Here is a 25986-nt window from a genome sequence, read left to right as displayed (position 1 = left end):
GATGTCGAAAAAAATACCCTTTGTTACTAAAGAAAAATTAGAAAAAATCGTAGCCGAGTACCCGACGCCCTTTCATCTGTACGACGAGGCCGGCATCCGCCGCACGGCGCGCCTGCTGTACAAGGCTTTTGCGTGGAACAAGGGCTTTAAGGAATATTTTGCCGTGAAGGCTACGCCTAACCCCTACCTGCTGCAAATTTTGCGCGAGGAGGGCTGCGGCGCGGACTGCTCGTCCTATACGGAGCTTTTGCTGAGCGACGCCGTGGGCTTTAAGGAAAGCGAGATTATGTTTTCCTCCAACGCTACGCCGGCGGAGGATTTCCGGCTGGCCCGCAAGCTGAACGTCACCATCAATCTGGACGATATTACGCATATTGATTTTCTGGAAAAGGTGGCCGATATTCCCGACACGATTAGCTGCCGTTATAATCCAGGCGGCCATTTCGCGATCGCCAATAATATTATGGATAACCCCGGCGACGCCAAATACGGCATGACGCATGAGCAAATTATCGAAGCTTATAAAATTTTGCTGCAAAAGGGCGTGAAGCATTTCGGGATGCACGCTTTTCTGGCTTCCAATACCGTGACCAACGCTTATTATCCGGAGCTGGCGCGGATTCTGTTCAAGGTGGCCGTGGAGCTGAAGGAAAAAACCGGCGCGCATATCGAGTTTATCAATTTGTCCGGCGGCGTCGGCGTGGCGTACCGCCCCGAACAGCAGGATAACGATATTTTGGCGATAGGCGAGGGTGTGCGTCAGGCTTACGAAGAAATTTTAGTACCGGCGGGTATGGACGACGTAAAAATTTTTACGGAGCTGGGACGCTTTATGCTGGCGCCCAACGGCGGTCTGGTTACGAAGGCTATCCACGAGAAGCACACCTATAAGGAATATATCGGCTGCGACGCCTGCGCCGCCAACCTGATGCGTCCGGCGATTTACGGCGCTTACCACCATATTACGGTAATGGGCAAGGAGGACGTGCCCTGCGACCACAAGTACGACGTTACCGGCGGCCTGTGCGAAAACAGCGATAAATTCGCTATCGACAGGATGCTGCCCAAAATCGATATCGGCGACCTGCTCTTTATTCACGACGCGGGCGCGCACGGCTTTTCCATGGGCTATAATTACAACGGCAAGCTGCGCAGCGCGGAAATACTTTTGCAGGAGGACGGCAGCGCCAGGCTGATCCGCCGCGCCGAAACTCCCGCCGATTATTTTGCAACTTTCGACTTCAGTCCCGAATACGGCGCAAAGCTGGCGGAGGAAGCGAAAATAAAAATGTAGGGCGCGTGCGCGCCGACGAATCCGTCACACAAAATTTGCTTGTTTGGCGGATTTTTTTATTATAAAATTATTTTAGAATTACAGGCGGGGCTGCGCCCTGCGCGGATGGAGGGTAATCATGGAAAATAAATACGCCGTTTACGAGGAGGCGCTGGCCGAGGAGCTCATCCCGGCCATGGGCTGTACGGAGCCCATCGCTATCGCTTATTGCGCCGCCGTGTGCCGCGAGCAGCTGGGCTGCTTTCCGGAGCAGGTAGAAATCTGGGTCAGCCGCAATATTATCAAAAACGTCAAGAGCGTGGTCGTGCCCAATACGAATCAGATGAAGGGCATCGAGGTCGCCTGCGCCGCGGGCCTGGTGGCCGCGCACCCGGAGCGGCAGCTGGAGGTGCTGGCCTATATCGACGGGCGGGAAAAGGAAGCGATTAAACGCCTGGCGGAATCGGGTACGATTAAGATTCACGTTTCGGAGGAGCCCGATATTTTTTACATCCGCGTTTTCGTTGCGGGCGGCGGGCAGAACGCCGAAGTGACGATTCGCACGGACCATACTAATATCACTTCCATCAAAAAGAACGGCGCGACGGTTTTGGAAAAACCAATCGTGCCGGAGACTGCGGCAACGGCGCAGAGCGTGTGGACTATCGAAGACGTTTTGGACGCGGCGCGTAATATGCCGCTGGATAACGCGCTGCCGTTATTGAAACGCCAGATTGAGTATAATATGGCTATTTCCGAAGAAGGTTTGGCGCGCGATTACGGCGCGAGCATCGGCAAAATTTTGCTGCAGCGCGACCCCGAAAGCTTGCGCACGCGGGCGCGGGCTACGGCGGCGGCGGGCAGCGACGCGCGTATGAACGGCTGCGAGCTGCCGGTGGTTATCGTATCGGGCAGCGGCAACCAGGGGATTACGGCGAGCGTTCCCGTTGTGGTTTACGCCCGTGCGCTGGGCGTTAGCGAAGAAAAATTGTACCGCGCCGTGCTGCTCAGCGATTTGGTGACGATTTACTTAAAGCAGGGCATCGGCAAGTTGTCGGCTTACTGCGGCGCGGTCAGCGCGGGCTGCGGCAGCGGGGCGGGCGTCGCTTATCTGCACGATATGACGGACGAGCAAATCGAGCATACGGTGGAAAACGCTTTGGCCATCAATTCCGGCATTATCTGCGACGGCGCAAAATCGTCCTGCGCCGCTAAAATCGCCATGGCGGTAGAGGGCGGCCTGCTGGGTTTCGATATGTCGATGGCGCAGCGCAATTTTGCCGGCGGCGACGGCATCGTGCAGGAAACTGCCGACGAAACCATCGCCGCGGTGGGCAAAATCGCCAGCCAGGGCATGGTGGAAACCGATAAAGAAATTATCGACGTCATGCTGGGCCTCTAAAATTAAAAAGACTGTCGCATTAAAAAATGCGGCAGTCTTTATTTTTAGCAAAAATATTTTTGTAAAATGCTTCGCAGTTTTGCTGATGTATGGTATAATATTGGGCATGAGATAGTCGGCTTGTCGGTTTTCCTACTCCCTAAGAGTAGGGGGTGATACTATGACTGTTGCTGAAGCGTTATCGTTGATGATTAGCTTCGCTACGCTTGTAGTTCTCATTCTCTCATTTCGCAAATAAAATGAGAAAAACCGCCTAACGTGCGGTTAAGCGGCTTCCTTTCAAACAATACTTTTTTGGGGAGAGCCGACTTACCACAACCGGCTATCTCTTTTCTTATTGTAAACGCAAAACGAAAAATAGTCAAGGCTTATCGCTTTATACAAACGCCGCCGAGCTGTAACCGCACGTCCGCGCCCGTCCGCTCAACGGACGAAGTGCGTGCCAATCCACGGCTCCTTTTCCGGCAAGCCGTATTTTTCTTTGCCTAGGGCGATGGAGCGCATCAAAAAGGTCATATTGCGGGCCAGAGTGCGCATGGTTTGCAGACCCTCGCCGTCCTGCAGCGCTTCGCCCGGCTCGCGGCCGTGCACGCTGTTCCAGTATTGGCTGGAAGCGATGGGCATCCCGCAGATGGCGAAATATTTATTTAATTCGTCGAAGGTGGATGATAAACCGCCGCGGCGCGCTACGACTACGCTCGCGCCTACCTTCATGGTTTTGTCGAACTGTGTGCTGAAGAACAGCCTGTCGAGGAAGGCGATAAGCGTAGCGTTAGCCGAAGCGTAATAAACCGGACTGGCGATTACCAAACCGTCGCACTCCGCAAATTTGGGAGCGGCGGCGTTGACCTCGTCGTCGAAAACGCAGCGGCCCGTTTGCGCGCATTTGCGGCAGGCGATGCAGCCGCGGATAGCCTTGTGCCCAATGTGCAGCACTTCTGTTTCCACGCCCTCGGCCTGAAAAATTTTTATCATTTCCTGCAAGGCGATATCCGTATTGCCGTGGACGTGCGGACTGCCGTTGACCAATAAAACCTTCATTATAAAAACCTCCTTGTTACGCCGCGCGGAAATTTCCCGCGCGCTTCCTATCCTTATTATAAGGCATGAAGTTGACTTTAAGTCAAGCGTTTCAAGGGAGGCCTGTAAATTTTTCTTGCGAATTACAGCGTGCGCCCGTAGAAGCTTTGCAGCTTATTCACAATCTGGTCCACATATTCGGGCACATAATAGGTTTGGATATGCGTTGCGCCGGGGACGGTGAACAGCTCTTTGTCGCTCGTGCCGGTGGCTTTGGCGAAAGCGTCCTCGGACATATAGAGGGAGTCGGCCTTAGCGCCTGCGATGAGCAGCAGCGGCGCGTTAATCAAATCTATGTTATCCGTTGCGTCCCAGCTCATCAATTCCATGAGGCTGCCGGTGGTATAGCGGAAGGTGGAGTTGGGATGACGATGGGTGCGGCCGTAGTACATCATGCCCTCGCGGTACAAATCGGTGCCGATTTTGGCGATGCCCTCGTCGGTCAGCGCGTCGAAGTCCACGTTGCCGGCATAGGAAACGGTTCCGTCGGCAATTTCAGCGGCGCGGGCTGCGGCTGCCTGAGCCATGCGCTCTTGCACGTTGTCCAATTGGGAATCGATATAACCGTTGCGTCTTACGCGGCCGCTGTTGAACATGCTGATGGTAGCGAAGGCCTTCACGCGCTTTTCGGATTTGGCTGCGTTCAGAGTGTAGCCGCCGCCGCCGCAGATGCCCAAAGCGCCTAAGCGGTCAGCGTCCACGCCGGGATATTGGCTGATGTAGTCCACCATGCCGTGGATATCTTCGGTGCGGTAGTAGGGCACGTCCAGATTGCGGGGTTCGCCGCCGCTGGCTCCCTGATAAGCCGCGTCCGCAGCGATGGTGATGTAGCCGAGCTCTGCCAGGCGCTGCGCGTACAGGCCTGCTACCTGCTCCTTAACGCCGCCGTTGGGATGAGCGACGACCACCGCCGGATATTTTTTCAGCGGATTATAATTAGCCGGAGTATAAACATTGGCGGCGATTTTTACGCCGTGCAGCATATAGCTTACAGGATGAATATTAACCTGTCCCTTGATATTCTGCGTGATGGCGTGGTCATAAACTAAAGTGTAGGGGTTATCCTGATAAGGAGCGGCGGCGGCGCTGCCCGCTACGCCCAAGGCCAAAGCCATTAAAGCTGCCAGATAAATTTTTTTCATGATGCTTACCTCGTTTCTCAAATTATTTTCGTTCTTTAAATTATTATTGAAGAATTATTTTTGCAAAACCTTTTCTAAAACGGCTTGCGCGTTGTCGCCGGTTTTTTGACCGACGCGCTCGCCCAATAATTTAACTGCCGCCTGCAATTCGTCTGCCGTAATGCCCACGTTCAGGCTGCAGCGCATATGCCCGGCTAATTGCGGATTTACGTTGCCGATGCCCGCCAGCGCGCCGACGGTAGCGAATTCGCGCTCCTGATAGGTGAGCAGGTCGCGCTCAAATAAATCGTTGAAAAGATGCTCGCGCAGCAGCGTATTGGCGAAGGGAGCGAAGTCGTAAAGCTTGCCGCCTATGGGGCGTCCGGCTATTTCGGTCTGCGTTTTCGTGCCGTTGGCCAGACGGTCGCGGTTGGGGTCGACGGGAGTAGCATCGCGGCCGACAACGTCCTCAATACCTGCGGCCTTGCGTTCCTCCAGTACGCTGATGAGCGTGTTCAAACCGTTCAGACAGCGGGGAAAGCCGGAATAAGCGTACAGGTGCAGCAGCACTTCCTTCACTTCGTTGACGGTCATGCCGGCGTCCAACGCCTGGTTCAGAGCGGGGCGCAAATTTTCCAAATCGCCCTGAGCCGTAAAAGCGGCTACGGTAACTATGCTGGATTCGCGCGGAGTAAGCGGCTGTTTATCGGCGGCGTGCGCCGGGCCGCCCAAAATTCCTAAGCTGGCAAGCGCTAAACAGGAAATGACGATGGATTTTTTAAACATAGTAGTTGCCTCCTTACCAATTCTTTTTATCCTTGCGGCAGTCTTTATTAGTTTTACGTTCTTCCACCATTTTTACGAACCATTCCACCATGGCGGGGTCGTAGTGGGAGAAGAAGGAGCTTTCTTTTTTATCAAGCGCTGCGATGGCCGCCATATCTTCGTCCGTAAGCGCGAAATCAAAAACGTTGAAGTTCTCTACCATTCTCTCGTAATGCGTGGACTTGGGGATAACAACGACGCCGCGCTGAATGTGCCATCTGAGCATTACCTGCGCCGTAGTCTTGCCGTATTTGGCGCCGATGGCTTTTAGCGTTTCGTCCTCAAACAATCCTTTGCGGCCTTCGCCGAAGGGAGCCCAGGCTTCGATTTGCACATTATATTTATCCATGTACTCTTTAGCCACAACCTGCTGGTTATAGGGATGAGTTTCAACCTGGTTTACCATGGGGCGGATGCGGGCGAAGCTGGCGATGTCTACCAGGCGGTCGGGATAGAAATTAGAAACGCCAATCGCTTTGATTTTTCCGGCTTCGTACAATTCCTCCAACGCTCTCCACGCGCCGTAATAATCGGCAAAGGGTTGGTGCAGCAAACACAAATCCAGATAATCGGTCTTGAGCTTTCTCAAAGATTCCTCGACGGAGGCTTTGCAGGCTTCGTAACCGTAATGTTCCACCCAGATTTTAGTGGTCAGGAAAATTTCCCGGCGGGGGACGCCTGACTTAACCAGCGCTGCGCCGACTTCTTCCTCATTAAAATAGCTTTGCGCCGTGTCGATGGAACGATAACCGGCTTTGAGCGCGTCTAAAACGCAGCGCTCGCATTCGTCCTTCGTTACCTGGTAAACGCCGTAGCCAAGGATTGGCATTTTTACGCCGTTGCTTAAAGTTACATATTCCATAATTAAAACCTCGCTTTCATTTTTGTAGATATACGCGTTTGCTATTTACAACAGCTGTGGTATAATGTAGCTGTAAGTTTAATTAAATTATAGAAGTTAAAGTCAGCTTTAAGTCAAGAGCTTTTTGGAAAAAATTTTGGAGGCGGTAGAAATGTTTTATACGATTGGCGAAATGGCGAAGATTATGCAGGTGCAGCCTTCGACCCTGCGCTATTATGATAAGGAGGGTTTGCTGCCGTTCGTGGAGCGCAGCGAGGGCGGCATCCGTATGTTTAAAGAAAGCGACTACGAGGGGCTGTGCATCATCAGCTGTTTGAAAAATTCCGGTATGCCCTTAAAGGATATCAAAGAATTTATGCGTATGGTGCAGCAGGGAGACGCGTCCATCGAGCAGCGCCTGGCGCTTATCAAAAAGCAGCAGGCCGCCATGGAGGAGCAAATGGCTAACCTGCAAAAAATTATGCGCATTTTGGATTATAAAGTGTGGTATTACCAGACGGCTAAGGAAGCGGGCTCCACCGCCGTGCCGCGCGAAATGGACGAGGACGAGGTGCCGGCCGAGCTGCGGGAGGTTCGCAAGCAGCTGCGCGATATGCACTACCGTCCGGAAGAACTGCTGGTGAAGGAGCAGTAAAGCTTGGCGGCGGCTGACGCACATTTTTTGCAGGCGGCAAACAAAATAACAAAATAAAAAACAAGAGGCGATATGTACTCCTTTTTTGGGTAAATCGTCACTTGTTTTGTTTTTGCAGCATGACGGATGGCTGGAAAATTTCGCGGCGGGAATTTTTTGTTAAAGAGCCCCAATTTGACTTCTTCGCATTCTGCTGTTATAATATAAATACAGAAAGGTACTACCGATAAGCGGTTGTCCCTCAAGCAGTAGTTAAAAAAATAACCGCTCGTTTTGTCAGGACGGGGCGGTTATTTTTTGCGTTCTTTTCCAATCTTAATACCAAGGTTGATACACCCAAATGCTACAAAAGCAATAAGGGTTAAAAGGCCAATGACCTCAGTACAACTTATGGTGATCGCCCCCTCTCTAATTAGATTTCGACAAAAAATCCTATCAAGGGAGGGACGCACCCTCCCTTACACAGAGAGGGACAACCGCATACCGTTATGGTAGTACCTAGATATTATTATAGCATAAAAGAAACATAAGTTCGATATTACTGCGGTTTCTAATCCTGCTTATAGGTATATTGAATTTTAAAGAGCATAGAGCATAATAAAGGCTCCTTACGTCTGCGTGCGTAAGGAGCCTTTGATGTGTGTTCGCCAATTTTGGATTGGCAGTTTGGGTGTCGAAATGAAATGTGGCGATGAAATTAGAAAGTGAATATTACTTCGGACCACATAACTTGGTTAGCGTCGTCGCCTTCGCGGGATTCAAAGTCGGTGTATTTCAGACCGAGAACTATGTTCTTAGCCAAGGTTACATTGCCGCCGACTTCGTAGCCCTTATAGCCGTCGCCAGCAACGGTGTTGTAAGAAGCGGGCTGAGTTGCGTAAGTACCTGCGAATACGGTAGGCTCAAGGTAGGTAGCCCAAGGACGTTCGCTGTATTTAGCGTACAAGCCCCAGCTGCCGACTTGAGAAGCTTTGGCGCCTTTGTAGTTTAATCCTACTAAATAGCCGTTGTCGTCAAAGCCGCCGCTTTGTTCAACGTCGCCGTTGAAGTAAGATGCGCTCAGTTTCAAATCTTTGGCGATGGGGAATGCTACAGCAGCTTCGATAAATTCTTTATCGTAAGTTTCGGTTTGCATATCGGTTTTGAAGTAACGCACGTTAGCGTTTACTACGCCCAATTTAGCGCCTAAATCGGCAACGTAAATGCGGTCGCCTTCAAAAGATTGTTGCGGATTGATAACATTACCGTCGTCGTCTAAGACGTTGGCTTTGCGTCCGCCGACGGAAGTGCTGGAAACGCCCTTCAAAGCCCAACCGGTCAGCTTAAGGTCCTTGCCGTAGGACAGTTTAATGCCGTCGCCGCGGGTATCCATGGTGTCGGTGTAAACGAAATCGTTGCGGCCTGCGTCAACCTTAATGCCGCCAATCTTGCCGGATACGAAAGCCCAGTTCAAATTGGTGTCGTCTTCGCCGGAGTTATTGTCGGTGTATTGGTTGTTTTCCAAACGCGCGGTGTAAGTCCAGTCGTCGTTTACTGCGCCGTTAATGAACAGACGGGTACGCAGACGACCATGGTCGCCGCCGCGGGAAGTATCGCCGGAAGCGTAGGACATACGAACTTGGCCGGTGATTTTTACGTTATCGGCTTTCTTTTCCAGGTTGGCGACGCGCACGCCCAGAGTGTCCAGTTCGTCGGCGAATTCTGCTGCCAGCTTGTCGACGTTAGCGCCGCGAGCCATAGCCTTCGCTACGATTTGCGCCATTTCATAACGGGTCATCAGCTTGTCGCCGCCGAAGGTAGCGTCGCCGTAGCCGTCGATTACGCCTGCTGCAGCCAGCTTGTTTACGCTGTCATATGCCCAGTGGCCTGCGGGAACGTCGCTGAACGGGTTTGCGGCATAGGCGGAAGCGGTTACGCCCAGAGCCATTGCCATTGCTAATACGAGAGACTTTTTCATTTTCTTTTCCTCCCTTTGCTTTGAGAAAAATATTTACAAAACGCCGCTCCCAGATTAACGCGCCCTCGGTTTTTGAGTTGCCTTGTTTCCTCAAAATGCGGTAGCGTCGGCTGCGCGCAGCGTTTTACAGCTATAGGCAGGCCGGCCGCCAGGGACGCGGCCGACCGGGTGTAAAAAGGCAGTGAATGTGAGTAAAACCCCCACCCCTGGAGGCAAAATCCTTAGTACTACCATGGCTGCTTTTTACATTTCCATTATAGAAGAGCGCGAATAGATAAACAAATCATAAAATTAATGGGAATCATTAATTGGAGTACTAACGAATTTGCTTTCCAAAACCCTTACGTATTCCTCCATAGCGTCGTTGGCGCGGCTGCGTTTCCAAAAGATGCAGTAGCGCTTGGTCAGCTGCCGGTTGTTGCGGTACAAGGGGATGCAATGGATAAAACCGCTGTAGCGGGCGCGGTTGACGGAATACATATCCATGGGCAGGTAGCCCTTATCGCTGATAACCATATACATAGCTTCCTCTAAATTGGCCGCGTATAAAAAATTATCGCTCATATCCAGTCTGAGGCGGAAGAAACGCTTTTCCGAGCTTTGCTGTTCGGGCGCGGCGACGAGAATGCAGGGAGTGGCGCGCAGCATATTCGGTTCGGCGTAGTCCAGACGGCTCAGCTTGGATTGGGGCGCGACGGCGATAAAAGCGCCGGCGGTAGCCAGCTGGCGGCAGCCGTATTCGTCCGTGACAGAATTGCGCTGGTCGTTGAAGGCCAAATCGATTTCGTCGCGGGCAATCATTTCGCAAAGCTCGTCGTGGGTTCCGGATACTAAATTCAGCGACAGCTCCGGATATTTCGCCAGCAGGGTGGAGGCCGCGTCCAAAAGCTCGGCGCCGCCGTAGCTGCTTAAAGCGCCGATGCGCAGCAAATTGCCGCTGAGCCTGCCAATTTGCTTGGTTTCGCTTTTCAAACGGTTGAATTCCTCCACCAGCAGCAGGCAGTTGCGGTAGAAAAATTCTCCGGCCGGTGTCAGGCAGAATTTGCGGTTGCCGCGCTGAATCAGCTGCACGCCCAGCTCGCGTTCCAAAGATTTTATCTGCTGCGAGATGGCGGATTGAGTAATATAACATTGCTCCGCCGCTTCGGTAAAGCTTTTGCAATTTACAACGGCCGTAAAATATTTTATTTGCTGCATAAGCATGAAATGTCTCCTCCTTATGATAAACATTATTTAACCTTATGGTATTATAAGCGGGCAGGGATAAACAAATTCTAAAATTAATGCCTTTCATTAGCGATGGTAATGTTTGGAGTGAGGATAAATAAGCTTTACTTCTTTTATAACTGCTGAAGCCGACTAAAGGTCAAGTGATAAAAGTGCAAATCTTTTGTTACGCTTCTTGACTTAAAGTGAGCTTTAAGGTATAAAATAAAAATAAATAAGCCGCCGGTAGCGGCGGCTATAAGCTAAGGAGGACGTATGAAAAAATTAATTACCGTTTTAATGTTGGTTTTTGTAGCGCTAATTGTCGCCGCTTGCGGCGGACAAACTCCAAGCAGCGCGGCGCAGCCCGCTCCGGCCAAAACGGCTCCGACGGCGGCAAGCGAAGGCTTGCAGGGCAAAAAGACTTTAATCGCTTATTTTACTTATAGCGGCACGACCGAAAGGGCGGCGCAGGACGCGCAAAAAATTATCGGCGGCGACCTGTTTAAAATTGCTACGGTAAATCCCTATCCGTCCGCTTACCGCGAGTGTACCGAAGTAGCGAAGGCCGAAATGCAGAACGACGCGCGCCCGGCGCTGCAGGGGACGCTGCCGGATAAGCAAAACTACGACGTGATTTTTATCGGCTATCCCATTTGGTGGCACCAGGCGCCCATGGCGGTGTTCAGCTTTATCGAGAAAAGTAATTTGAGCGGCAAAACCGTAGTGCTGTTCTGTACCAGCGGCGGCAGCGATATCAGCGAAACCCTGCCCAAGCTGCACGACGCGTTAAATAAGAAAAACGCTAAAGTAATCGACGGCATCACCGTCAACCGCCCGCAGGGCATTGACGAATGGCTGAATAAATTGGGATATAAAAAATAAGCACACGCAAAAAAAAGCTGGCGCACGAGCTTAACGGTAAGCTTAATGCGCCAGCTTTTTGGCTTATTTAAAATCAATAATTAGTTTTTTATTCATTCCTCGCGCCAGGGCTTGTAATGTAGCAAGCGTAGGTATGCAAGCGCCGCTTTCTATACGGCTGATGTTGGATTGGCGGACGCCGGACCGCAGGGACAATTCATGCTGCGTTATATGAGTTTCTGCTCTCGCTGCCGCTAATGCGCGAACTACTTCAAATTCAACTCTGGTAGCGTCGTGTTCAGCTTTAAATTCCGGATCTTGCATTTGTTTGGCAAAATATTTTTTTAAATCGCTCATTTCACTTCGCCTCCTTGGCGCCAAAGCGTTTTTCGTAATCCGCTTTATATTTCTTCGCCAAATTTAATTCTGATTTTGGAGTTTTGCTAGTCTTTTTGATGAAGCCGTTAGTAAGGATTATTTTATTGCCGACGTAGAAAAAATAAAATATTCTGCTGATGTCGCTGGCAAATTTAATTCTTAATTCAAAAATGCCGCTTTCAATGTGTTTGGAATGCGGTTCTCGCAAGGTATTTCCAAATTCTTCCAAAAGCAAAAGACTATCTAACGCTTTGTTTCGCATTTTGATATTAAGGCTATCCAAAAAAATTTCTACAGGAGCTTCCCCGTTTTCGAGTCTGTAAAAATCAACGTCAAACAAATTACGCACCGCCTTTAAACATATTATATTCCTTTGAGGGAATATTGTCAATTAAAGCAAAAGCTGGCGCACGAGCTTAACGGTAAGCTTAATGCGCCAGCTTTTTTGTATGCGCTATTACATTTTAAGCGGCCGGTGGAGCGGCGTTTAAATATTTTGCCCCATGCGGTACGCTTCCTGCATAGCGGGCGTAGCTTTCACTTCGCCCTTTTGGTAAACGCCTTCGCCGTAAATTTTGCCCTTGACTGCGGCGCCCGTCAAACAGTCGGTAAAGCCGTACAATGCGTCCATAGTACGTTCCATCGAAGCTTTATGTTCGGCGGCGGTGGCGATAAAATAAAATTCCTTATCGACGATTTGCGTCCATTTGGCAACGGCGCGGTCGATAAAAGTTTTCATTTGGCCGCTCATGGAATAAAAATAAACGGGCGTGGCCAAAACGATGACGTCGGCTGCCTGCATCTTGTCGATGATTTCGTTGGCGTCGTCCTTTTGCACGCATTTGCCGCTTTCACGGCAGCCGTAGCAGGCCAGGCAGTAATTGATTTTCTTTTCCTGTAAGCGGATTTTTTCTACCGTGTGACCGGCGGCCTCCGCACCCTTGCGGAATTCGTCGCACAAAATATCGGAATTGCCGCCCTTACGCGGACTGCCGCCTAAAATTAAAACTTTCTTGCTCATATTTTTCTTCCTCCTGATAGATTGGATTGTATTTTTATTTTACAACTTGAACCTTGCTTGAAGTCAAGAGAAAATTTTCTTCAGTTATAACCGAAACGAGCGATGAAAATCGTGATTTCTTCAGTTATAACTGAAATGAGCAACAAAATTTGCTTGCGCTTCAGTTATAACTGTGATAAGATGAAACCGAAAGAAGGGATATAATGATTACGCGCGAATTATATATGCAAAAGATACGTCCTTTTATTGGGAATGATTTGATTAAGGTAATTACAGGTATTCGCCGCAGCGGCAAATCCGTAATGTTGGAGCTGATTAAAAATGAATTATTGGCACGCGGCATCGCTGCGGAAAATTTTATTACTATCAATTTTGAAAATTTAAGCAACGCGCGTTTATGTACGGCGGAGGCTTTGCATGAAGAAATTACGGCGAGGGCGCGCCAAATTAAGGGCAAGGCATATTTGTTTTTTGACGAAATACAGGAGGTGGCGTCTTGGGAAAAATGTATCAATTCCTTGCGCGTGGCTTTGGACTGCGATATTTATCTTACGGGTTCCAACGCTAAATTGCTGAGCGGCGAATTGGCGACGTATTTAGCCGGCCGTTATGTAGAATTTATTATTTATCCGTTTTCTTTTGCAGAATTTTGCGAGCTGCATCAAGAAGTTTTTCCGGACTATTCTTTAGCGCAGCGCTTTGCAGAATATTTGACGTTTGGCGGCATGCCTTATTTAAGCGTTTTGCGTTACGAACAAGCGCCGTGCCGTCAGTACTTGCAGGATTTGTATAATTCTGTAGAGTTAAAGGATATTGTAAAACGGAATAATATTAGAGACGTGGATTTATTGGAAAGAATTATCGCCTATTTAACGGTGAATACAGGCAATAGTTTTTCCGCTAACAGCATCACAAAATATTTTAAAAGCGAAGGACGCAAAGTCGCGGCAGAAACTATTTTAAATTATCTTAAAGCGGCTACGGATGCGTTTTTATTTTATCAGGTTAAGTGCGAAGATTTACAAGGGAAAAAATTGCTGGCTGTGAACGAAAAATATTATATGGCGGACCATGGCATTCGCGAGGCGGTGTTTGGCGGCAATTTGCCCAATATCAATTTGATTTTGGAAAATATAGTTTATCTGGAGCTTTTGCGGCGCGGGTATACGGTATATGTAGGGCGCAACGGCGCGCAGGAAATAGATTTTGCGGCTGTAAAGCAGGGCAAGAAAATTTATATTCAGGTGACTTATCTGTTAGCGTCGCCGGAAACTGTGGAACGGGAATTTGGCGCATACGACGGTATCGAGGATAATTTTCCTAAGTATGTAGTTTCCATGGACGAATTTGATTTGAGCCGCAACGGGATTATTCACTATAATATTAAAGATTTTTTACTCGGTCAATGGTAACGAAATTTTAAAATAAAATCTGTAAAGCAAAACCACCGTAAGCTTGAGGGCTGTACTTGCTCGCCTTACGGTGGTTTTGTATTTCTAAATTTTAGATTCGTTTACGCCTTATATCCTCTAGCTTGCGCGACTTTTGCGAAAGCGTTGGCTGCGGCGTCGATAGTTTTTTGAATATCCTCCGGGCTGTGCGCCAGCGAGAGGAAATTGGTTTCAAACTGGGACGGCGGCAGGTAAACGCCCTGCTCCAGCATGGAATGGAAGTAAATTTTGAAAGCTTCCAAATCGCATGCCGCCGCGCCGTCGTAATCTTCTACAGGCTTATCGCTGAAAAAGACGGTGAACATACTGCCCAGACGGTGCACCTGCACGGGCATGCCCGCTTTGGCTGCGGCGCGTTCCAGCCCGCCGGTTAAAATAGCGGTCATACTCTCCAGCTTTTCGCAGACCTTATGCTGCTCCATATAGTTCAGCGCCGCTATGCCTGCGGCCATCGCCAACGGATTGCCGCTCAGGGTTCCGGCCTGGTACATCGGCCCCGCAGGCGAAACCTGCTGCATGATTTCGCGCTTGCCGCCGTAGGCCGCTACCGGCAGGCCGCCGCCGATAACCTTGCCCAGGCAGGTAATATCCGGGTCGATTTCGTACAGCGACTGGCTGCCGCCCTGGGCGCTGCGGAAACCGCTCATCACTTCGTCGCAGATTAAGAGAGCGCCATATTTTTTAGTCAGCTCGCGCACCGCCTGCAGATAGCCGTCATGCGGCAGCACTAAGCCCATATTGCCGGGGGTGGGCTCTAAAATTACGGCCGCGATTTCCGCGCCGCGCTCGGCGAAAACTTTTTCCAGCGCGGGCAAATTATTGAACGGCACGGTGATGGTGGTGGACGCTACGGCTTTAGGCACGCCGGGGCTGTCCGGCACGCCGAAGGTGGTAGCGCCGCTGCCGGCCTTCACCAGCAAACTGTCGTGGTGGCCGTGATAGCAGCCGATAAATTTTACGATGCAGTCGCGTCCCGTGTAGGCGCGGGCCAGGCGCAGGGCGCTCATCGTCGCTTCCGTGCCGCTGTTGACCATGCGCACCATGTCCATGGAGGGAACTAAGCGGCAGACTAATTTGGCCAGCTCGGTTTCGGCCAGCGTAGGCGCGCCGTAGGACGTGCCCTTTTCTGCCGCCGCCTGAATCGCTTTCGTTACGCAATCGGGAGCGTGGCCCATAAGCAGCGGGCCGTAGCTCAAAACGTAATCGATATATTCGTTGCCGTCGATATCGTAGATTTTACTGCCCTTGCCGCCGGCGATAAAGGGCGGCACGCCGCCGACGCTGCGGAAGGAGCGGACGGGGCTGTTGACGCCGCCGGGGATGTAGTGGCGCGCTTCTTCAAAGGCGTGAGTTGATTTTATGTTAGTCATAATAATCCTTCCTTCAAAGCAGCCGATAAAATACCATCTGCTTCGTTATGGCTCCTAGGAGTATTAATTATACGCCGTCGTCGCCACGCCTCGCATCTGGTACTTTCTCGACTGCTTTATTTTTGGTTTATCCAAAAGGCTTTATCAGCGATTTTCTTGCAGCCATTTTGCCACGTCCAGCGCATGATAGGTGATAATCATTTTCGCGCCGGCGCGTTTGAAGCCCAGCATAGTTTCCATAACGATGCGTTTTTCGTCAATCCAGCCTTTGGCCGCCGCGGCTTTAACCATGGCGTATTCGCCGCTGACATTGTAAACGCACAGCGGACGGTTAAAGGTTTCATGGACGCGCCGCACGATATCCAAAAATGCCAGCGCGGGTTTAACCATCACAATGTCCGCGCCTTCTTCGATATCCAGCGCCACTTCGCGCAGCGCTTCGTCGCCGTTGGCCGGGTCCATCTGGTAGCCCTTGCGGTCGCCTGCGGATGGAGTAGAGTCTGCTGCCGCGCGGAAGGGACCGTAATAGGCGGAAGCAAATTTTGCGGAGTACGCCATGATGGGAATGTTATTAAACCCGGCGGCGTCCAGCGCTTCGCGAATGGCCTTCACATAGCCATCCATCATATTGGAGGGCGCAATCATATCGGCGCCTGCCCGGCAATGGGAAACGGCGACCTTCGCCAGCAGCGGCAGGGTTTCGTCGTTGTTGACGGTGCAGCCGTTTTCCAAAACGCCGCAGTGGCCGTGCTCGGTATATTCGCACATGCAGACGTCGGTAATAATAACGAGGTCGGGATATTTTTCTTTGATGAGTTTGCAGGCCTTTTGCACGGGTTCGTTCATATCCCAGGCGCTGCTGCCGACGGCGTCCTTGTAGGACGGCACGCCGAACAGGATAATCGCGGGGATGCCCAGCTTAACTACCTCGTCCACGCATTCGGAAACGCGGTCGACGGACCAGTGGTAATTTCCGGGCAGGGATTCGATTTCGTGTTTAATATTTTCGCCGGGCACGACGAAAATCGGATAAATTAAATCTTTAGCGGATACTTCCGTTTCGCGGATCATAGCGCGCAGATTTTCGGTAGCGCGCGTGCGGCGCGGACGGTAGATGGGAAAACCTGTAATGGACATTTTGCATTCACTCCTTACATAATTATGACGAAAGGAAGCGGCTGACTTTTGTCGGCGCTTATTTATGATAAAAATTTTCGATAGCTCGCATTAAGCCGTCGATGGTATATTCTTGCGCTTCAATTGCCGGAGCGAAGCCGTGCTTGCGCAAAGTTTCCGCGGTCACGGGGCCGATGGCGGCAAGCGCGGCGTTGGCTAATAATTTTTGCTCGTTGCCCAAAACTTTCAGCAGGTTGGTCACGGTGGAAGAGCTGGTGAAGGTTACGACGCTGGCGTCGCCGTTTTGTAAGGCTGCCAAAAGCTCGTCCTTGTTTTCGCAGTCGGCAACCGTTTCGTAAGCCGTAACGACGTTTACGTCCGCGCCGATTTTGCGCAGGGATTCGGGCAGCACTTCGCGGGCCACCTTGGCGCGGGCGATTAAAATTTTATCGCCGGGAACGATTTTATCAGCCAAGGCTTCGGCCAGTTCTTCCGCTTTGTAGGCGGAGGGAATAAGGTCGGCGGCGAGGCCGCGTTCCGCCAGGGCTTGCGCGGTGGCGCTGCCGATGGCCGCCAGCTTGGCGTTGGCCAGGGCGCGGGCGTCTTTGCCTGCTTGCAGTAAGCGTTGGAAGAAATAATCCACGCCGTTGGCGCTGGTGAAGACCAGCCATTTATAAGCGTTGAGCTCGCCGATAGCTTTATCCAAAGGAGCGTAATCGGCGGCCGGGACGATTTTGATTGCCGGGACTTCGATAACCTTTGCGCCCCGGGCTTCCAGTTTTTTGGTCAGCTCGCTGGCCTGAGCGCGGGCGCGGGTGACGATAACGGTTTTGCCGAACAGCGGCTTGTTGTCGAACCATTGCAGCTGCTCGCGCAGCTTAACTACCTCGCCGACGATGAAGATGGCGGGGGGCTTCAAATTATTTTTCTTGACGTCTTCGGCGGCTGCGCCCAGTGTGGTGACGAGCGTGCGCTGCTCCGGATGGGTGCCCCAGCGGATAACGGCGGCGGGGCAGCTTGCACTGCGACCGTTGGCGATGAGCTGCTTGCTGATTTTTTCAATATTTTCCACGCCCATGAGGAAGACGAGCGTATCGACGGCGGTGGCCAAGCCCTGCCAGTTAATGGTGGATTCGCCTTTCGTCGGGTCCTCGTGGCCGGTGATTACGGCAAAGGAGGTCGCCACATGGCGGTGGGTAACGGGGATACCGGCGTATTCGGCGACGGCAATGGCGCTGGTAACGCCGGGAACGAATTCAAAGGGCTGGCCCGCTTCCAGCAGCTCGATGGCTTCTTCGCCGCCGCGGCCGAAAACGAAGGGGTCGCCGCCCTTTAAGCGGGCGACGGTTTTGCCTTCCTGGGCCAGCTTGACAAGCAATTTATTGATATCGGGCTGGCGCATGGTGTGGTTGGCGCTGGCCTTGCCCACGTAAACCATTTCTGCGTCCTTGCGGGCGAAGGCCAGAATGCGGGGGTCGGCCAGGCGGTCGTAAACTACGGCGTCGGCGGTTTCCAGACATTCCTTGGCTTTTAAGCCTAATAAGCCGGGGTCGCCGGGGCCTGCGCCTATCAAATAAACTTTACCCTGTTTAGTCATTATGTCACTCTCCTTAAAGTATGGCGGCCAAAATTTCCCGGCCGCCGTTAGCCAGCATTTTTCTGCCTAATTCTTGTCCCAGGCTGACGGCGTCGTCGGCGCTGCCTGTAATTGTGTCGCGTAAAACGGTGCTGCCGTCCAAAGCGGCGATGATAGCCTCCACGCGGATTTTATTGCCCTCCACGTCGGCGTGCACGCCGATGGGAACCTGACAGCCGCCTTCGACTAAGCCCAAAAAGGCGCGTTCGGCGCCGGTGGCCTGACGTGTGGGCAGGTCGTTTAAAAAGTCCAGCATGGCGCGCGTTTCCTTGTCGCCGTCGCGGCATTCGATTGCCAAAGCGCCCTGGCCCACGGCAGGCAGGCAAACGGCGGAGGGAATCAAGCTTTGAATGCGGTCGGCGTGGCCCAAACGCTCCAGACCTGCGGCTGCCAGAATAACGGCGTCGTATAGGCCCTCGTCCAGCTTGCGCAGGCGGGTATCCACATTGCCGCGCAAATCCCGGATATCTAAATCGGGGCGGGCGGCTAACAGCTGGGCCCTGCGGCGCAGGCTGGAGGTGCCGACTACCGCGCCCAGCGGCAGCTCGGCGAAGCTGGCGTATTTATTGCTGACGAAAGCGTCGCCTACGTTGGCGCGAGTGGTGATGGCCGTCAGGCACAAGCCTTCGGGCAGCACCGTGGGCATATCCTTCAGGCTGTGAACCGCTAAATCGATTTCGCCGCTCAGCAGTTCTTCTTCGATTTCTTTGGTGAAGAGTCCCTTGCCGCCGATTTGCGCCAGGGGCACGTCCAAAATTTTATCGCCCTTGGTAACTATCTTTTTTAATTCTATTTCGCATTCGGGATATTGCCGGCGCAGGCAGGCTGCAATGTGGTTGCTCTGCCACAGAGCCAGCAGGCTTTGCCTAGTCCCAATCTTCAATTTTGCTTTCATCGCCAAACTCCTCTCCGCTTTCGTTCAGTAAGAATAAATCGCACATCATTTTTTTGTAGCGTTCCTCCTCCGGCGTACCGGCTACGGCGTTCATGGCCTTCATGGGCTCGCGCAGGAATTTATGCTCCAGCCTCTGAGTCATCAAATCGATAATGCGGCGTTGCCCGTCCGTCAGCTCCGGCAGCTTGATAAAGGCTTTTTTGAGCACCTTCTGGCGCAGAAAATTCATTTTGTCGTGCAGCTGCACCATTACGGGACGCATGGTGTAATAGCGCAGGCGTTCTTTGAGCGCTTCGATTTCTTCGGCGATAATTTGCTCGGCAATTTGCGCTTCGTGGCTGCGGAAATTTTTATTGACGTCCACCACGTCCTCTAGGTCGTCGATATTATAGACGGTCACGCCCTTCATGCCGTTTAAGGCCGGGTCCACGTCGCGGGGCACGGCGATATCGATAAGAATCAGCGGCCGTCCCTGACGCTGGGGCAGTAACGGCCCTAAATTTTCGGCGGTCAGCACATAATGGGGCGCGCCGGTAGAGGTGATGATGATATCGGCCTGCGCCGCCTGCTTGAACATTTCCTGATAGGGGATGGCCGTGCCGCTGAATTTTTCGGCCAGCTCCTGGGCGTGGTCAAAATTGCGGTTGCTGACGAAAATTGTTTTCGCGCCCTTGTCGATGAGATGGCGCGCCGTCAGCTCGCTCATGTGGCCCGCGCCGACTACGAGGATATTGGCGCGCGTCAAATCGCCCAAAATATCGATGGCCAGATCGACGGCGGCGCTGGAAACAGACACGCTGCTGTAAGCGATCTTCGTTTCCGTGCGCACGCGCTTGCCCACGGCGATGGCGCGGTTCATCAGCGTATTTAAAATCGTATCCGTCATGCCGCTGTTGCGGGCGATTTGGTAAGCGTTTTTAATCTGGCTCAAAATCTGCCCTTCGCCGATAATCAGCGAATCCAGACTGGAGGCGACGCGGAAGAGATGCCTTACGCATAAGGTGCCGGTCAGATTATAAAAATATTCGCCCTTATAATTTTCGCCCGCCAAATGCTTGAGCAGATGCTTTAAAAAGGGAATGGCCTCGCGCGGATTTTCGATAACCATGTACAGCTCCGTGCGGTTGCAGGTAGAAAGCAGCATGGCTTCGGGGATGTTATCGTAATTGCGCATACGCCGAAGTATGCTGGCTACCCGGTCGCTGCTGAAATTAAAGCGTTCACGGATTTCAACGGGCGCCGTTTTGTGATTGAGTCCTAAAACCGTTAATTGCATCGATGATTTTCTCCTTTGCTTGAGCAGCTTGGCCTGCCGTTAATAAATTTAAAATTTCGTCGTCCAGCGTTTGCCGCCAAAAGGCTGTGCGCTGCGCGGGCGTGGAAGGTATTTGTCGCGCCGCCGCGCGCTGCTGGCGCAAAAATTCGTTGAAGTCCGCCAGCTCCGGCGTTACGGCGCGCTGCAAAAGTTTTTTGAGCAAATGCGTAAAGGCCGGCACGCCGCCGGTCGCCAAAGCTACGGCGATATTTCTCTGCCTGAAGGACGAGGGAACGATGAAATTGCTCAGCTCCGGCTCGGTAATATTATTGCACAGGCAGGGCGCGTCGGCTGTGATTTGTCTGTTGACTGCGGCGCTGTCCGTAGCGGCGACGACGATGAAAGCGCCGTCAAGGTACTGCGGGTCGTAAGCCGCGCGCACTAATTTGCAATTATAAAGCTGCGCCCGCTTTTGCAGTTCGCTACTAAACTTCGGGGCGACGACCGTAACGCAAGCCTGGGCTGCGCACAGCGACAACAGCTTGCGCGCCGCCACTGCGCCGCCGCCGACAATCACGCAGCGCTTTCCTTGTAAGCGCAGCATTGCCGGGTAGTAAAAATCGTTCTTAATAAGCATTGCTTTATTCACCTGCCGGGAAACGATAATATATTTCATTAAACAGTCTTCTTAACTTATATATGATACCATAAATCACATATTTTATAAAGCATAGAAGCGTGAATTTGTTCGGGAAAGCGGGAAAAAGAAAATGCCCGACGCTGCTCCGGCCGTTTTAGTTTTCGCGCCTAAATTTTTTCACGGCGGCGCAAAATTTGTTTTCGTATTGCTATTGCCGTCGGCTTAGCATATGATATTATTGGTAATAGACGAACGCTTTGATAAAGGCGAATGAGCAAAAGCGTTCTTGCTGCCAACAGCGTGGGAGGTAAAACAATGCTCAAGCAAATTAAATATTTTCAAGCGGTTGTCCGCTGCAAAAATTTTACAGAAGCTGCGGAAGAATGTTTTATTTCGCAATCCGCAATCTCGCAACAGCTGCAAAATTTGGAAAACGAATTAGGAGTCAGATTATTAAACCGCGAAAACAGAAAATTTTCGCTAACGCCTGCGGGAGAACATTTTTACCGTCAAAGCCTTATACTGACGGCAGATTTTGAAAGGCTGCGCCGCGAAACCGTTCGTATAGCGCAAAGGACGGCTTTGGAATTGCGTATAGGTTATTTAAAGAGCCATAGCAGGCAAGAATTTGCTTTGGCAATCGCAGACTTTGCGGCCAAATATCCCAATGTTGCCGTGCAGATTATGAGCGGCAGCCATGAAGACTTGTACTACGCTTTGCGCAACGACGGCGTCGATTTAATATTAAGCGACCAACGCAGGGCGTTTTCGGACGAATATGTTAATTGCGTTTTAGCTATACGCGACGTTTACGTAGAAATAGCGGCAAGAAATCCGTTGTCCGCTTTGTTCAGCGTAGAGCTGGCGCAGTTAAAAAATATTCCTTGCATTTTAGTGGCGGCCGCTGAGCAGCAAGAAACGGAACGAAACTATTACCGCGACGTTTTAGGCGTCCGGGGAGATTTTTTGTTTGCGGAAAATTTAGAGGAAGCGCGTTTTTTAGTAATCCGAAATAAAGGATTTTTACCGGTCGACAGCGGCGAACGCGAACCGGAATTTGCGCCTGCGCTGAGCCGAGTATTATTAACGCGCAAAGGCAAACCCATCAAATCGACGAGCTGCGCTTTTTGGCGCGCCGATAATTCAGGCTATTACGTAGAAGAGTTCGCCGATATGTTAAAGTCGCAGTTTGCGTCGGAAAATAACTAAAACATGAATTATTAGACCGAGACGCGTTTGCCAACTTCGGTTGACGCGCCTTTGCCATAAGTTTTTCTTATTGCTTTTCCCGTGAATGAGAATTGCTTTCCATGGCTGCCATACGTAAAATAAAAGTAAATACATGAGCAACAGGAGGCTTTAGAAATGAAAAACGTAATGATTTTAACGGGAGCCGGACAAATAGGCATGGCTATCGCCCGCAGAATGGGCTGCAACATGAAGATTGTGATTGGCGATAAAAATCTGGAAAACGCCAAGGTTGTTTCTAGAACGATGAACGAAGCGGGTTTCGATACTACGCCGACGGAAATGGATTTGTCTTCGCGCGCGTCGATTATGCAAATGCTCGGATTAGCGCAGAGCTTCGGCGAAATTGCTATCTTGGTCAACGCGGCGGGCGTTTCGCCCAGCCAAGCGCCGATAGAAGCAATTTTAAAAGTTGATTTGTACGGCACGGCCGTTTTACTGGAAGAAGTTGGAAAAATAATAAAAAGAGGCGGTTCCGGCGTCACGATTTCCAGCCAGTCCGGTTGGCGTATGCCGGCCTTGTCGGCGGAAGATGACGCTTTACTTGCTACCGCGCCGACGGAAGAATTGCTATCCTTGCCCTTATTGCAGCCGCAAAATATCCGCGATACGTTGCACGCTTACCAATTAGCGAAACGGTGCAATGAAAAGCGCGTAATGGCGGAAGCCGTGAAATGGGGCGAACGTGGCGCGCGACTTAACGCCATTGCTCCGGGAATTATCGTAACGCCTTTGGCAATAGACGAATTTAACGGGCCGCGCGGCGATTTTTATAAGAATATGTTTGCTAAGTGTCCCGCCGGACGTCCGGGCACTGCGGATGAAGTAGCTAATGTGGCCGAGCTGTTATTGAGCGACAGGAGCGCGTTTATTACGGGTTCTACGTTTTTGATTGACGGCGGCGCTACCGCCAGTTATTTTTACGGGCCGCTGGCACCCGCGAATTTATAATTCTATAAGTAAAGTATAAACCGCCAAAAGCAAGGAAGCTGCAGCCGACTCTGAAAATAGTTGGCTGCAGCTTTCAAATTTTGTTTTGCGCGCTTACGCGCTCGTTTCTAATTTAGGCGCAGCCACCAAGAAATTTATGATGACTGCTTATATCTCGAAGCGAATCAGATTAGCCTCTGATAAATTCTCCCTCTTTCATAATTACCTGCATATTTTCTACGCTGATAGCGCGGATATTTTCCAAAGGATTGCCGTCGATAACCAAAAGGTCGGCGCTCTTGCCATTTTCCAAAGAACCGGTAATATCGTTTTTGAAATTTTAGACGCGAGGTGTAAAGCTATTCGACTACTTGCAGACCGTTGGCCTGCGCCAAAGCGTATATTTCTTCCTTACTCAAGCGGGAAAGCTTGAGAATCTGAGCTAAGGTATACTTGTCTTTGAGCATATCGAGCGCTATATCACGATTTCTTGCAGCGCGTTCTTCCCTGCGTCCTTCCATGCGTTCGTCCTTTAATCTTGTGGATAATACCATGTATTCTCGCCTCGCTTTCTTATCTTGCCGCAGCCGTACTACCTCCGTTTCTACTTCCTGCGTAAATTTATCAATAGGCACGTTTTCGTTCACGTAACGCAAAAAGTTTTTGACCAGCGGCGTTACGTTGCCGCGCATACCTTGCGAATTTAGTAGCAGTACGGTTACTTCGTTTTTGAGTTCCAGCGCTAAATTTTCCAGGCATCTGCTTTTGAAGGTGTAGACATAGCGCCCTTCGTTGAAAAAATCAAATGCGCAGATGAAAACTAAAACCAACGGATTTAATTCGTCGAAATCCTGCCCTTTTTGCAGCATATCCATGTCCATGATGGACTGGTAGTAGCGCGTGCGCTTAGGCAACACCGGTTCGCCGCTTATATCGCCTAAAGTATTTTTGACCTGCATTTCCAGATTGTAGCGCGTGCGTTTATCGTCCGCAATGATAACGTCCAGACGCACGCCGCGGCTGTCGTAATACGGCTCGATGGTCTTTTCCGTTTCGGTGTAAATAATATCGGCGATTTTCTTTTGCATAATTGCGCCGACGAGTTTTTTACACAGGCGCTTGTTTTCCATAACTTTCTTAAACATAAAATCGTTGCTGATGGGCAATGTGTCAAAGCTGTTTTTAGTCATGCTCGTCTCCTTAATTATAACATTTTCCGGATTATTTTGTCATGGAGTTTTGCTTTTTTAGCGGCGGGTGCGGTTCGTATTCCGCTTGCGGGGCGGTAATTGCGGGCGGGAAGGATATTTTACCGGGCGCGGGCGGCAGTTGCCGGTAAAACAAAAAAGCAGTACCGCCGGTTGCGCTTGAGTTACAACCGACCTGGTACTGCATTATCTCTTAAAAAGTTTGGGGGAGGCTAAGAGATACGATTACGTATTTTATTGGCATAATTTGCCGCACTGTAAAATTTTGCGCGGCTTGCGGCTTAGACGGGGACTTCCAAGCCGTTGGCCTGCGCCAAAGCGTAAATTTCTTCCTTACTCAAGCGGGAAAGCTTGAGAATCTGCGCTAAGGTATACTTATCCTTGAGCATATCGAGAGCAATGTCGCGTATACCCTCTGCTCTACCTTCCCTGCGTCCTTCCATGCGTTCGTCGTGTAATGCCATTTCTAACAACATAAACTGCCTCCTCACCTCGCTGTCGCGCTTGAGCGCAGCCACGGCAGCGTCCACTTCTTCTGTAAATTCGTCGCTTACGGTTTTATCGTTTACATATGCCAAAAAGCTTTTAGCCAAGGGCGAAATGTCGCCCTTGCTTCCCAAAGAATTGACGAACACCACCGTCGCGCCGTTGCCCATTTCTAATTCAGGATTCTCCAGGCATTTGTTTTTAAAGGTGTAGACGTATCTTCCTTCGTCGAATAAATCAAAGGCGCAGATAAAGATAATATAGGTGTCGTTAAGCTTATCGAAATCCTGCCCTTTGCCAAGCAAATCCATATCAAGCGACGCCTGGTAATAGCGCGTGCGTTTCGGCAAAAGCGGTTCGCCGGTTTCCGCGCTTTTATTGTTTTTTACCTGCATTTCTAGGTTATAATGCGTGCGCTTTTCGTCGGCGACGATGATGTCGAGCCGCACGCCGCGGCTGTCGACGCCTGTTTGAATCGTTTTTTCGGCGTAGGGATAGGAAAGCTCGGCGATTTTGATGTTGAGCAGCTCTTCGATAAGACGCTTGCAGATGCGTTTGTTTTTCATCACCTGCTGGAACAGGAAATTATTTTGGATTGTCAGGTCTTCAAATTTAGTCATGCTCGTCTCCTTAATTATAACATTTTCCGGATTATTTTGTCATGGAGTTTTGCTTTTTTAGCGGCGGGTGCGGTTCGTATTCCGCTTGCGGGGCGGTAATTGCGGGCGGGAAGGATATTTTACCGGGCGCGGGCGGCAGTTGCCGGTAAAACAAAAAAGCAGTACCGCCGGTTGCGTTTGAGTTACAACCGACTTGGTACTGCATTATCTCTTAAAAAGTTTTGGGGGAGAGGGTAAGAGATACGATTAGACTTTTGATTTTTTGACTTTTATATATTATAACAAAAAAGGATGTGCTTGGCAAGATAATTTTTAGAAAATTATAAATAGAATTATAAAATTGGGAGGGGTTTAGGGGAACGAAACGATACCGAAAAGAACGTTCGTATTTATTTTTTTCTATGGCGTTCTTGCGTTACGTTAGGCGTGTTTGTAGTTACTTCTTTTGTCGGCAAAAGACCTGCTAATAAAAGTCAAGTAAAATTTTCATAAGTTTTTAATCTCAAAA

Annotated in this window: 25 protein-coding genes and 1 pseudogene; 8 read left to right on the top strand and 18 right to left on the bottom strand. The window is 50.7% G+C overall.

Annotation, left to right across the window (positions count from 1 at the left end):
• Nucleotide 1 precedes the first annotated feature (1 nt).
• The 3 genes from Q4E64_RS08305 (at nucleotide 2) to Q4E64_RS11495 (ending at nucleotide 2913) form a co-directional block, all read left to right on the top strand.
• Nucleotides 2-1294, top strand: a complete 1293-nt coding sequence (locus Q4E64_RS08305; RefSeq protein ID WP_303167385.1) for a diaminopimelate decarboxylase — start codon at nucleotides 2-4, stop codon at nucleotides 1292-1294.
• A gap of 118 nt (nucleotides 1295-1412) precedes the next feature.
• The gene (locus Q4E64_RS08300; protein ID WP_303167384.1) at nucleotides 1413-2675 is read left to right on the top strand and encodes a serine dehydratase subunit alpha family protein; all 1263 of its coding nucleotides are present in this window, start codon (nucleotides 1413-1415) and stop codon (nucleotides 2673-2675) included.
• 160 nt (nucleotides 2676-2835) lie between these two features.
• On the top strand, nucleotides 2836-2913 hold the full coding sequence (locus Q4E64_RS11495) for a putative holin-like toxin (protein ID WP_368501555.1): 78 nt from the start codon (nucleotides 2836-2838) through the stop codon (nucleotides 2911-2913).
• A gap of 185 nt (nucleotides 2914-3098) precedes the next feature.
• Here the strand turns inward: Q4E64_RS11495 and Q4E64_RS08295 are convergent, their stop codons facing one another.
• The 4 genes from Q4E64_RS08295 to Q4E64_RS08280 all read right to left on the bottom strand — a co-directional run bounded on the left by Q4E64_RS08295 (nucleotide 3099) and on the right by Q4E64_RS08280 (nucleotide 6563).
• The gene (locus Q4E64_RS08295) at nucleotides 3099-3716 is read right to left on the bottom strand and encodes a flavodoxin family protein (protein WP_303167383.1); all 618 of its coding nucleotides are present in this window, start codon (nucleotides 3714-3716) and stop codon (nucleotides 3099-3101) included.
• A gap of 122 nt (nucleotides 3717-3838) precedes the next feature.
• Entirely contained in the window at nucleotides 3839-4897 is a 1059-nt protein-coding gene (locus Q4E64_RS08290) for an alpha/beta hydrolase (protein ID WP_303167381.1), read from the bottom strand.
• A gap of 54 nt (nucleotides 4898-4951) precedes the next feature.
• Nucleotides 4952-5662: a carboxymuconolactone decarboxylase family protein gene (locus tag Q4E64_RS08285; RefSeq protein WP_303167380.1), complete on the bottom strand. Its 711-nt coding sequence runs from the start codon at nucleotides 5660-5662 to the stop codon at nucleotides 4952-4954.
• Between the two features lie 13 nt (nucleotides 5663-5675).
• Nucleotides 5676-6563, bottom strand: coding sequence for an aldo/keto reductase (locus Q4E64_RS08280; RefSeq protein WP_303167379.1), 888 nt, complete (start codon nucleotides 6561-6563; stop codon nucleotides 5676-5678).
• 151 nt (nucleotides 6564-6714) lie between these two features.
• Here Q4E64_RS08280 and Q4E64_RS08275 point away from each other — a divergent pair, with 151 nt between their 5' ends.
• A complete protein-coding gene (locus tag Q4E64_RS08275; protein ID WP_303167378.1) occupies nucleotides 6715-7197 on the top strand; it encodes a MerR family transcriptional regulator in 483 nt (160 codons plus the stop codon).
• A gap of 697 nt (nucleotides 7198-7894) precedes the next feature.
• Here Q4E64_RS08275 and Q4E64_RS08270 read toward each other — a convergent pair.
• Together Q4E64_RS08270 and Q4E64_RS08265 are read right to left on the bottom strand one after the other, a co-directional pair.
• Nucleotides 7895-9154, bottom strand: a complete 1260-nt coding sequence (locus tag Q4E64_RS08270; protein WP_303167377.1) for an S-layer homology domain-containing protein — start codon at nucleotides 9152-9154, stop codon at nucleotides 7895-7897.
• Nucleotides 9155-9445: 291 nt separating this feature from the next.
• Nucleotides 9446-10357 (bottom strand): LysR family transcriptional regulator, encoded by a 912-nt coding sequence (locus tag Q4E64_RS08265; RefSeq protein WP_303167376.1) that lies wholly within the window; start codon nucleotides 10355-10357, stop codon nucleotides 9446-9448.
• Nucleotides 10358-10636: 279 nt separating this feature from the next.
• On the opposite strand from Q4E64_RS08265, the gene Q4E64_RS08260 reads away from it, so the two are divergent.
• Entirely contained in the window at nucleotides 10637-11245 is a 609-nt protein-coding gene (locus Q4E64_RS08260; protein WP_303167374.1) for a flavodoxin, read from the top strand.
• A 63-nt stretch (nucleotides 11246-11308) separates the two neighbouring features.
• On the opposite strand, the gene Q4E64_RS08255 is transcribed toward Q4E64_RS08260, so the two are convergent.
• From Q4E64_RS08255 to Q4E64_RS08245, 3 genes are all read right to left on the bottom strand, one after another.
• Nucleotides 11309-11581, bottom strand: a complete 273-nt coding sequence (locus tag Q4E64_RS08255) for a helix-turn-helix transcriptional regulator (protein WP_303167372.1) — start codon at nucleotides 11579-11581, stop codon at nucleotides 11309-11311.
• 1 nt (nucleotide 11582) lies between these two features.
• The gene (locus tag Q4E64_RS08250) at nucleotides 11583-11942 is read right to left on the bottom strand and encodes a type II toxin-antitoxin system RelE/ParE family toxin (protein WP_368501552.1); all 360 of its coding nucleotides are present in this window, start codon (nucleotides 11940-11942) and stop codon (nucleotides 11583-11585) included.
• A gap of 147 nt (nucleotides 11943-12089) precedes the next feature.
• Complete coding sequence (locus Q4E64_RS08245) at nucleotides 12090-12623, bottom strand: flavodoxin family protein (RefSeq protein ID WP_303167370.1); 534 nt, start codon at nucleotides 12621-12623, stop codon at nucleotides 12090-12092.
• A gap of 203 nt (nucleotides 12624-12826) precedes the next feature.
• Between Q4E64_RS08245 and Q4E64_RS08240 the strand changes: the two genes are divergently transcribed.
• The gene (locus Q4E64_RS08240; RefSeq protein ID WP_368501551.1) at nucleotides 12827-14035 is read left to right on the top strand and encodes an ATP-binding protein; all 1209 of its coding nucleotides are present in this window, start codon (nucleotides 12827-12829) and stop codon (nucleotides 14033-14035) included.
• Nucleotides 14036-14136: 101 nt separating this feature from the next.
• Here the strand turns inward: Q4E64_RS08240 and hemL are convergent, their stop codons facing one another.
• From hemL to Q4E64_RS08210, 6 genes are all read right to left on the bottom strand, one after another.
• Entirely contained in the window at nucleotides 14137-15444 is a 1308-nt protein-coding gene (hemL, locus tag Q4E64_RS08235) for a glutamate-1-semialdehyde 2,1-aminomutase (RefSeq protein ID WP_303167368.1), read from the bottom strand.
• A 144-nt stretch (nucleotides 15445-15588) separates the two neighbouring features.
• Nucleotides 15589-16581: a porphobilinogen synthase gene (gene hemB, locus Q4E64_RS08230; protein ID WP_303167366.1), complete on the bottom strand. Its 993-nt coding sequence runs from the start codon at nucleotides 16579-16581 to the stop codon at nucleotides 15589-15591.
• A 58-nt stretch (nucleotides 16582-16639) separates the two neighbouring features.
• Nucleotides 16640-18157: a uroporphyrinogen-III C-methyltransferase gene (cobA, locus tag Q4E64_RS08225; RefSeq protein ID WP_303167365.1), complete on the bottom strand. Its 1518-nt coding sequence runs from the start codon at nucleotides 18155-18157 to the stop codon at nucleotides 16640-16642.
• Between the two features lie 13 nt (nucleotides 18158-18170).
• Complete coding sequence (gene hemC, locus Q4E64_RS08220; protein WP_303167363.1) at nucleotides 18171-19091, bottom strand: hydroxymethylbilane synthase; 921 nt, start codon at nucleotides 19089-19091, stop codon at nucleotides 18171-18173.
• Nucleotides 19063-20367 (bottom strand): glutamyl-tRNA reductase, encoded by a 1305-nt coding sequence (gene hemA / locus Q4E64_RS08215; protein ID WP_303167362.1) that lies wholly within the window; start codon nucleotides 20365-20367, stop codon nucleotides 19063-19065. Before hemA ends, hemC begins: the two co-directional genes overlap by 29 nt.
• Nucleotides 20321-21022 carry a bifunctional precorrin-2 dehydrogenase/sirohydrochlorin ferrochelatase gene (locus Q4E64_RS08210; RefSeq protein ID WP_303167361.1) on the bottom strand — a complete coding sequence of 234 codons (702 nt, stop codon included), beginning with the start codon at nucleotides 21020-21022 and terminating at the stop codon, nucleotides 20321-20323. The genes hemA and Q4E64_RS08210 overlap by 47 nt, the downstream gene beginning before the upstream one ends.
• 279 nt (nucleotides 21023-21301) lie before the next feature.
• On the opposite strand from Q4E64_RS08210, the gene Q4E64_RS08205 reads away from it, so the two are divergent.
• A complete protein-coding gene (locus tag Q4E64_RS08205) occupies nucleotides 21302-22195 on the top strand; it encodes a LysR family transcriptional regulator (protein WP_303167360.1) in 894 nt (297 codons plus the stop codon).
• Between the two features lie 156 nt (nucleotides 22196-22351).
• Nucleotides 22352-23185: an SDR family oxidoreductase gene (locus Q4E64_RS08200; protein WP_303167359.1), complete on the top strand. Its 834-nt coding sequence runs from the start codon at nucleotides 22352-22354 to the stop codon at nucleotides 23183-23185.
• Nucleotides 23186-23354: 169 nt separating this feature from the next.
• On the opposite strand, the pseudogene Q4E64_RS08195 reads toward Q4E64_RS08200, so the two are convergent.
• The 3 genes and pseudogenes from Q4E64_RS08195 to Q4E64_RS08185 form a co-directional block, all read right to left on the bottom strand.
• Nucleotides 23355-23495, bottom strand: a pseudogene (locus Q4E64_RS08195) (amidohydrolase family protein); the annotation flags it as partial.
• Between the two features lie 28 nt (nucleotides 23496-23523).
• Nucleotides 23524-24354: an Rpn family recombination-promoting nuclease/putative transposase gene (locus tag Q4E64_RS08190; protein ID WP_303167357.1), complete on the bottom strand. Its 831-nt coding sequence runs from the start codon at nucleotides 24352-24354 to the stop codon at nucleotides 23524-23526.
• Between the two features lie 299 nt (nucleotides 24355-24653).
• Nucleotides 24654-25478, bottom strand: a complete 825-nt coding sequence (locus Q4E64_RS08185) for an Rpn family recombination-promoting nuclease/putative transposase (RefSeq protein WP_303167356.1) — start codon at nucleotides 25476-25478, stop codon at nucleotides 24654-24656.
• Between the last annotated feature and the right edge of the window lie 508 nt (nucleotides 25479-25986).

Origin of the sequence: Phascolarctobacterium sp. (genome assembly GCF_030531065.1) — a bacterium.
In the GTDB taxonomy this organism is placed as follows: domain Bacteria; phylum Bacillota; class Negativicutes; order Acidaminococcales; family Acidaminococcaceae; genus Phascolarctobacterium_A.
The sequence above is the reverse complement of the archived record's forward strand: the minus strand, read 5'-3'. Positions and strand labels throughout refer to the sequence as shown.